A 5996-nucleotide genomic window follows, 5' to 3' on the forward strand; every position below is an offset into this window, starting at 1 on the left:
AGCTTCCGACCGCCCCAGTTCGGGTCCGCATCGCGCAGCGCCAGCACGCGTTCCTCCATCTCGGCAGACGTCTGCCGCGGGCTGTGCTCAGGACGCCGCGAGCGATCCGACCACGCCGCCGCTCCTTCTGTCTCGTACCGGCGCAGCAGCGCATACGCCGTCTCCGGCGAGATCTTCCACCGCGCACATACCGCCCGGCGATTCGCACCCGAGGCCGAGAACTCCGCCAGAAACTCCGCCCGTTGACGCTCCACGCTTCCACTCCATGGCATGCTCAAGCTCCTTGTTCGAGGCCTGAGCGTTAATCTGGAGTGTCAACCATCTCTCCCAACATGTGTCAAGTATGTCTCCGGTCTATACAGCAGTTTTGGGGGAGGGGGCAGGGGGAGGGGGCACTTCCCACATCCCCCGTCCCGCTTCAGACCTGCGCCAGCTCCTCGCGCTCGCGCTGCATCTCCTCGTGGATGCAGTGGCCGATGCGGGTGGCCATCACGTCGAGCTGCGAGCGGCTGGGCACCGGCGCGCTCGGGTCCGGGAGCTGGAGCGGGAACGGCGAGTCCTCCGGCACGGGGATCAGGTGCAGGTGGAAATGGAAGACGTCCTGCCCGCCGTCGGCCCCGTTGGGGGAGAAGAGGTTGATGGCGCGGCAGCCCGTGGCCTTGCGCAGGCCGGGGAGGATGCGGCGCGCCATGGTGAAGGTGCGCGCGGCGAGGTCCTCGGGCACGTAGAAGAGGTTCTTGTGGTGCTCCTTGGGCATCACCAGCACGTGCCCGCTGTGCAGCGGCTGGATGTCGAGAAAGGCGATGATCTCTTCGTCCTCGTGGATCACGCTCACCATCTCGTCGCCGCCGATGATGCGGCAGAAGACGCAGTTGGGGTTCTCGTTGGGGTCCACACCCGCCTCCGGTCTCGGTTTTCGCTGGGAAGCCTCCGCGCGGACGAACGCCGCAGCAGTCGGCCACGCGTGCAAGAGGCAGGCCCCGTGAGTGCCGCAGCCGTGGCGCGATGCGTGCCTGTAGCCGCGCGCACGGGAGCGGCGCCCGCCTTGCCAGGAACCGAAGAGCAGGCGAAATTTCGCCCCGTTCACGGAGCCCCTTTAGATCGGCGATGATGCAGAAGACGGAGACCACACGCGGGAAAGCACCTTCGCGCCACGGCGGCGGCGAGGCCGTCACGCCCAACGTCACCCCCGTGCTGCCGCTGCTCCTGCTGGAGACCATGCGCGACATGGACCGCCCCGAAGAGGTGCTGGAGGGCGAAAACGTGGCCGTGAGCATGCCGCGCCGGCTGGGCCTGAGCGACGTCATCTACACGCAGATCCACCGCTTCCGCGAAGAGGTGAAGCGCAAGCGCCTCCAGTCTCCGCCGGTCGTGGAGGACCTGATCCGCCTGGTCATCCGCCGGCCGGACGCCGAGGAGATCTTCGAGGAGGCCGGCCGCCGCCTGGCGACGCGTGCGTGGGAGGAGCGCTCCGCCACCTCGCGCCGCCTCACCGGGCTCATGCCCGCGGCCGTGCGCCAGCGCTCCGCCCGCCGCGCCGCCGAGAAGCTGTTCCGGCAGGTGCTGGGCGACGGCACGCTGAAGGTGGGCAAGAAGCCGCTGGCGATGGTGATCGGCGGCGCGCTCACCGTCCGCGCCGACCCGGGAGGCGCCGCGTGCAAGCTGTACTCGGGCCTCCTCTCCGAGGTGGTGACGCGCTACACCGGCCGCAAGCACGACGCGCGGCACGACCGCTGTGCCGCCACCGGCGGCGGCGCCTGCGAGTGGACCACCGCGGCCCAAGCTTGACGCACCCGCTCCACGACCGCCGCGCCACGACTACAGAAGGGGCTCCCTCTCACCAAGGGGAGCCCCTTCTCTTTTGGTCCGTATCCCGAGGCCGTGTGAGCCATCCGCTTCGACGGGATTCGGCGACACGGGACGTCCTCTCCCGAGCAGACCGCGAAGCGGTCTTCGCGCCGTAGTAGCCCGCGCGTTTACGCGCCAGGCGGAGCATCCGCAGCACCGAATCTCACCGCGGTTCTCCAATCCTCCACCTTCTGTCGAGCCGTTCCACCGTCCATCGATCTCGCACGGCGCGGCTACTCACAGACCCTTAACCCGGCTCGCGCTCGTCGTCGTCCTCGTCTTCGATGCCGGCGGCGCGGAAGAGCTTGCGGCGGATGCGGCGGTTGAACAGCTCCCACTTCATCTCCTGCTGCTCCGGGTCGTCCTCGTCGCCCACCAGGAAGCCCACGTCCACCTCGAAGCCCCCCGCGCGGCTGCGGCCTCCGCCGTACGGCCGGCCGGACGCGTCCGTGCCCAGCGCCTCCAGCAGGAAAGCGCTCACGCCCAGCGTGGCCTTGGTGGTGCGCAGGCTGCCGGACACCACCTCGCGCCCGTCGTCGCCGGCGAGGAGGCCGTAGACCGCGGCGGTGTGCACGTTCTCTTCGGTGAGCAGGAAGTCGGCGGCCTGGGGAATGGCGTCGCGGTCGGCCCAGCGTACGAACCCCACCCCGGCGACCGAGAAGCCGCTGCGCGAGGTGCGCTCCCGCAGCGCCGCCTCGATCACCTCCATGGTGCCGTGCGACTTCTGCACGCACAGCACGCGCTCCAGCAGGTCGGGGTCCATGAAGCGGCTCAGGAACGCCGCCGCGCGGTACTCCGGCGGCCGTGCGCGGACGAAGCCGTCGGTCTCGCTGTGCAGCCCGTGCATGAGCGCGGTGGCGAGCGTCACGTGCGCGGGCACCTCCGCGTCGAGCGTGAGGATCTCGCCGCTCTGCAGGTATTCGGCGAAGAGCGTGGCCGCCGCGCCCACCGGCCGGATGTCGGCGAAGATGGGGTCCAGCACGTCCTGCGGGTCGTGGTGGTCGATGACCGCCAGCGTGGGCACGCCCACGGCGCGCAGCCGCTCGGTGAGCCGCGTGGTGGTGCCCTGGTTGTCCACGAAGACGGCCGCGTCGTAGTCCTCCAGCGGCAGGTCGTCGTGGAAGCGGATGAGGTGGATGTCGAGCAGGTTGACGAGCGCCAGGTTCTCGGGATGGCTGATGAGGCCGTCGTACATGACGTCCACCTCGATGCCGAACTGTCGGGCCAGCTCGCGGTACGCCATGCCCGACGAGATGGCGTCGGGGTCCGGGAAGTCCTGCACCGCCACCACGTGCCGCTCCCCGCGCCGCGCGTCCAGCAGCGTGCGGAGCTGGCGCACGCGCGCGGTCTCGTCGCCCGCGGCGAACGGCTCCGCGGGCGGTGACGCCGCGCCGGCCTGCCCGGCAGCGCCCACCGGTTGCGCCATCTGCACACCTCCAGAATGGTTGCGTCTCCCCGTATCCCGCCCTCCGGCCTGCCAGCGCCGTGCCAGGGCGGGGCCCTCACCCGGCTCGCACCCGACCTGTCAACGGCTGGTCGACAACGGCGGTACCGTGATCCAGGTGAACAACGAGACGTTCGGAGATCCGGACCCTGACGTCCAAAAGAGTTGCGCCATTGTTTACACGGCGGCAGGTCGCGGATCTTCGCGCTTCCTGGCTTGTCCGGAGGGTACGACACCGACCCTGAGCTGATCCATAACGCTCGAGTGCGTATGGGCGGCTTCGTAAGGTGTTGCAATCCCCGCCCACGCAGGCGAGCCAGCCGGTGGTGACGATGCCGTGGGCGCGCGGCGGCTTGGGAACGCCTGGCGGTCAGCGGCGCAGGCGCTCCAGCTCGGCGCCCAGCCAGGCGTTCACGCCGTCCACCATCTCCGGCGGCACGGAGTGCTCCGCGTCGTACTCGCGGTACGTGACGCGCGAGCCCAGGCGCTCCAGGTGGTCGCGCGCGGCGCGGCCGTGGGCGGCGGGCACCACCGGGTCCCGGGTTCCGTGTGCCAGCATCGCGGGCAGGCCGCGCACCCGGTGGGCGGCCGCGGCCGCGGGCAGCACCTCGGGGATCACGCGGCCGCTCATGGCCACCACGCCCGCCAGCCGCTCGGGCTCGGTGAGGGCCACGCACAGGGCCAGCGCCGCGCCCTGGCTGTGGCCGCACAGGTACGCGCGAGCCGGATCCGCGCCGTACTCCGCCGCCGCGTCGTCCAGCAGCCGCAGGACGGCCAGGCGGGCTGCGTGCATCCCCGCGGTGTCCACGACGCGTCCGGCGGGGGCGGGGTCGCCCAGCAGGTACCACCCCCAGCCGCCGTTGGAAAGCGGAAGCGGCCCCTGCGGCACCACAGCCAGGAAGCGCCCGTCCAGCCGCTCCGCCAGCGGCAGCAGCGCGTGCGCGTCGCCGCCGTAGCCGTGCAGCACCACCAGCAGCGGCGGGCGGCCGTCACCGTCGATGGGAACGGTCGGCTGGCGGAGCAGATGCGGGAGCGCGGCGGGGACGTCCACGCGGCTCAGGCCCGGGGGCGGGCGCGGCGTTCGCGGGGGGTGCCGCGCACCGGCAGCACGGGTACGGCGGAGCGGTGGCGCACGCTGGCGTACATCGGGTCGCTCACGAAGTGGTGGCCGTGGGTGCTCATGCACCCGCCAGGGGTCTCCCGCCAGACATCACCCGCCCTGGTTCACCGTCACACAGGGCCTGGCCTCGCCGAGACGTCAATCCTCCTCGTCGGGGTGGCAGGCCATGTCGATGACGACGGTGCTGGCGAGGATGAGCACGTCGTCCTCGCCGGCGGCGATGTCCACGCCGTAGGTGTCGGTGAACGACAGCCACTCCTTGGAGACGCGCGCCACCTCTTCGCCGTGGCGGCGGAAGGTGTAGTCGTGGTCCGTGAAGCTGCCCTTGGCCTCCAGGTCGTCCGGCCCGGGCACGTCTACCGTGAAGGCGCAGCTGAAGAGCGTGAACAGCTCCTTGGTGACTTTGGCGGCCAGCTCGCCGTTCCGGAAGATCTCGTACGACGGCCCGAACGAGAGCAGCTTCTGGCGGATGAACGCGACCTCGTTGCCGCTCATGTCCTGGAACGAGAGCTGGTTACCCAGCGTGAAGATCTTGCTCTTCACCACGAACCGCTCGCGCCCGGCATCGTCGCGGATGGTGAAGTCGTCCTTGAACGAGAAGAGCTTCTGCCGCATGACGTAACGCATTCGTCTATCGCTCCGGATGGGTTGGGGAGTCGTTCGGTCGCGTGGGAGTACGGCGGTAGATCAGGCAGGGTTTCCACCGCGGCCGGTGCGACAGGATCGCAGAGATGACTCGGACGCCCGACTGTGTGTCGGCCCGTGTTTGCGCAGCGGAGACGGTCGATTCCCGGGGCGGTTTCGCGGCGGACGGGCGGAGGCACACGCAGGTGCCCCCCTACAGGATTGATGGTGCGGTCATACCGAAGATCGACGACGATGGGGCTATCGTCCGTGCGTAGTAGCGCTAGATGGTGCGCTTTCAGGCTTACGCCGGGGAAAGGCAGTCGTAGTTCCGCTGCACCGCTCAGCTATCACGTCATCGGCCGGCCGACCTTCGTTGACGCCCGCGGAAATCGTGGGATATGCATCGACTTTCTTGAAGTACGCCACGCCGTTGGCAACACACTCGTCGACGCTGAGTTCTTGCTGCTGAGCAGGAGCGCAAGACGTGAATCCAAGGATTAGAACAAGCTGCCAAATCAGACGCTGCTTCGGTCCAATTCGACTTGCCATCTTTAGCTCTCCAGGTCCTCTACTTCGCACTCGGCCGGTGGAACAGGAACCCCTGCGTGAGGTGCACGCCAAGCCGCCGCACCGCGTCGTACTCCTCCTCACGCTCCACGCCCTCGGCGATCACCTTGATGCCGTGGTCGTTGGCGAACGACACCATGGTCTCCACCAGGTTCTGCTTCATGAAGTTGGCGTCGATGTCCGAGATCAGCGAGATGTCGAGCTTGATGAAGTCCGGCTCCAGGTTGGCGATGGACCCCAGCCCCGCGTACCCGCTTCCCGCGTCGTCCACGGCGAACCGGAAGCCCCGGTCGCGGAACTCCTTGAGGTAGCCCTGGAACTTGGGGTAGTCGGTGATCGCCGTGCGCTCGGTGATCTCGATGACGACCCGCTCGGGATACTTGACTTCAT

The 5996-nt window shown here is 69.2% G+C and carries 8 protein-coding genes and 1 pseudogene; 1 reads left to right on the plus strand and 8 read right to left on the minus strand.

Going from position 1 to position 5996, the window contains the following annotated elements; genetic code table 11:
* The 3 genes and pseudogenes from VFE05_19990 to VFE05_20000 all read right to left on the minus strand — a co-directional run.
* A partial coding sequence (locus VFE05_19990) for a helix-turn-helix domain-containing protein (GenBank protein HET6232367.1) occupies positions 1-173 on the minus strand: 173 nt, incomplete at its 3' end.
* Positions 150-272: pseudogene (locus VFE05_19995) on the minus strand (IS481 family transposase). The gene VFE05_19990 and the pseudogene VFE05_19995, both read right to left, overlap by 24 nt.
* A 146-nt stretch (positions 273-418) precedes the next feature.
* Positions 419-895: an HIT domain-containing protein gene (locus tag VFE05_20000; GenBank protein ID HET6232368.1), complete on the minus strand. Its 477-nt coding sequence runs from the start codon at positions 893-895 to the stop codon at positions 419-421.
* 212 nt (positions 896-1107) lie between these two features.
* Here VFE05_20000 and VFE05_20005 point away from each other — a divergent pair, with 212 nt between their 5' ends.
* A complete protein-coding gene (locus VFE05_20005) occupies positions 1108-1788 on the plus strand; it encodes a hypothetical protein (protein ID HET6232369.1) in 681 nt (226 codons plus the stop codon).
* 307 nt (positions 1789-2095) lie between these two features.
* On the opposite strand, the gene VFE05_20010 is transcribed toward VFE05_20005, so the two are convergent.
* From VFE05_20010 to VFE05_20030, 5 genes are all read right to left on the minus strand, one after another.
* On the minus strand, positions 2096-3274 hold the full coding sequence (locus VFE05_20010) for a bifunctional oligoribonuclease/PAP phosphatase NrnA (GenBank protein HET6232370.1): 1179 nt from the start codon (positions 3272-3274) through the stop codon (positions 2096-2098).
* 388 nt (positions 3275-3662) lie between these two features.
* Positions 3663-4343: an alpha/beta hydrolase-fold protein gene (locus tag VFE05_20015; protein ID HET6232371.1), complete on the minus strand. Its 681-nt coding sequence runs from the start codon at positions 4341-4343 to the stop codon at positions 3663-3665.
* 5 nt (positions 4344-4348) lie between these two features.
* Positions 4349-4474, minus strand: coding sequence for a hypothetical protein (locus VFE05_20020; protein ID HET6232372.1), 126 nt, complete (start codon positions 4472-4474; stop codon positions 4349-4351).
* 76 nt (positions 4475-4550) lie between these two features.
* The gene (locus VFE05_20025) at positions 4551-5039 is read right to left on the minus strand and encodes an LURP-one-related family protein (protein ID HET6232373.1); all 489 of its coding nucleotides are present in this window, start codon (positions 5037-5039) and stop codon (positions 4551-4553) included.
* A 568-nt stretch (positions 5040-5607) separates the two neighbouring features.
* Positions 5608-5996 (minus strand): EAL domain-containing protein (locus tag VFE05_20030; protein HET6232374.1); only part of this gene is annotated, 389 nt, incomplete at its 5' end.

This window comes from Longimicrobiaceae bacterium (assembly GCA_035696245.1).
Taxonomy (GTDB): Bacteria; Gemmatimonadota; Gemmatimonadetes; order Longimicrobiales; family Longimicrobiaceae; genus DASRQW01.